Below are 1,571 nucleotides of genomic sequence, written 5' to 3'. Positions count from 1 at the left end.
GGGGCGATCTAGGTCAGATCTCATTAGAGGGTTTGTTCAGGAAACTCATCGATGAAGTGGTTCAACAACATGATGTAATCGCCTATGAAAAGATACACTTCGGGAATACCACGTTTCGGTTTGAGCTGAAAGGAGAGAATTATTTTTATAAGCAAGAGTACGCTTGGGTTCGTCGTAGTGACAGGTTTGACTCGATAATGTCAATTTTCGAAGATGTCGGACTGATTCGCAAGGATTCGGATATCTATTCAATAACAGACTTTGGCACCAAAACGATGAGGAGGTACGACAGTGAATGCTCTCTTTGATATCCTAGAACAAGTTAAGGAAATCGATCCGAGAGCACGTGTGTTGATCACGAGTTACAAATTTAACCCAGATTTCTTCGAAAAGCACATCTTCTCACATTTTCATGGCTGGTCCTATCCGCTCCTGTTCATCGACGCTGCTGAATATCAAGAGGTTGGAAAGTCGCTTCAGCGTTCGAAGTCCGCTGGAAGCAGATATTTTATTGAAAGTATTTCCTGCACGAAAACCTTCCATCCCAAAGTAATGTTTGCCCTTTCTGACAATCAGGCGTTAATTCTCGTTGGGAGTAATAATCTCACGTGGAGTGGATATACTCAAAGTGCCGAAGTTGTCACACCTATTGTTGTCGATTTTGAGAGGCCTGAAAGAGCGTATCTCCTCGATGATTTTGTTGACTTTCTTGAGGGGTTGTCGGATTTCGTCGGGAGCCAGACGTATAGAGAACATCTTCAGGAGATCATCCATTCGATCCCGAAACTTAACATTACCGAGGAGCGGGATGCATGGCTTCTCCATTCGATTAACAAAATACCGCTGCTGGATCAGATTTCAAATGTGATACGCGAACCCATACTAAAAATAAGCGTCGTCAGTCCATATTTTGCTCAGGATCGAGAATTCTACCAGAAAATGTCTGACCTTTGTCCTGACATCCATATTTTCGTTCAACAAAAAACATCCAATTTGCCCGTAAAAATCCTGGAAAACTTTAATACATTTACATATCACTCGTTTCTCATTGATAACGGCAGATTTCTACATGCGAAGATTTTGTTTATCGAGACGGATTCGGATAACTACGTGTTTTCAGGGAGTGCCAATTTCTCATCCTCAGCACTGATTACAAACGCGAATGTCGAGATGGGGCTCCTCGTAAAGGGGAATGTTCAATTCCAAGAGATCATCAAAGCAATTGGGAAAGCTCAAGAGATCTCTTTAGAAGAAGTTGAATCTCAAACCGTTGATAGCGAGATTCTAGGTGTTTCCCCATCCACTATGAAAGTAGTTGAGGCAGTTCTCGTGGGGGGGAGTATTGCAGTCACTTTGGAATCTTTGGATCCTGCTCTGGAATATACAGTTCGCTTAAACGGGGAAGAATTTTCGTTATCGTATACGATCGATGGAAGTACACTCTATTTTGATGTGAATGAGCAGATCCTCTCATTATTCGGCAAATCTGTAGTTCTCAGTATTGTCAGCAAGAACGGCAATGAGTTACACGAATCAAATATGAGAATTGTATATAATAAGAAAATATTTCC

The 1,571-nt window shown here is 41.7% G+C and carries 2 protein-coding genes; both read left to right on the top strand.

What is annotated here, in order from left to right; all coding sequences use genetic code 11:
- On the top strand, positions 1-308 hold a 308-nt coding region (locus EI28_RS15095; protein WP_231476817.1), incomplete at its 5' end, for a hypothetical protein.
- On the top strand, positions 292-1,571 hold a 1,280-nt coding region (locus EI28_RS12335), incomplete at its 3' end, for a phospholipase D family protein (RefSeq protein ID WP_155937437.1). The genes EI28_RS15095 and EI28_RS12335, both read left to right, overlap by 17 nt.

The organism is Methanoculleus sp. MH98A (assembly GCF_000691865.1).
Lineage (GTDB): Archaea > Halobacteriota > Methanomicrobia > Methanomicrobiales > Methanoculleaceae > Methanoculleus.
This window is presented reverse-complemented; position numbering and strand designations above follow the sequence as displayed.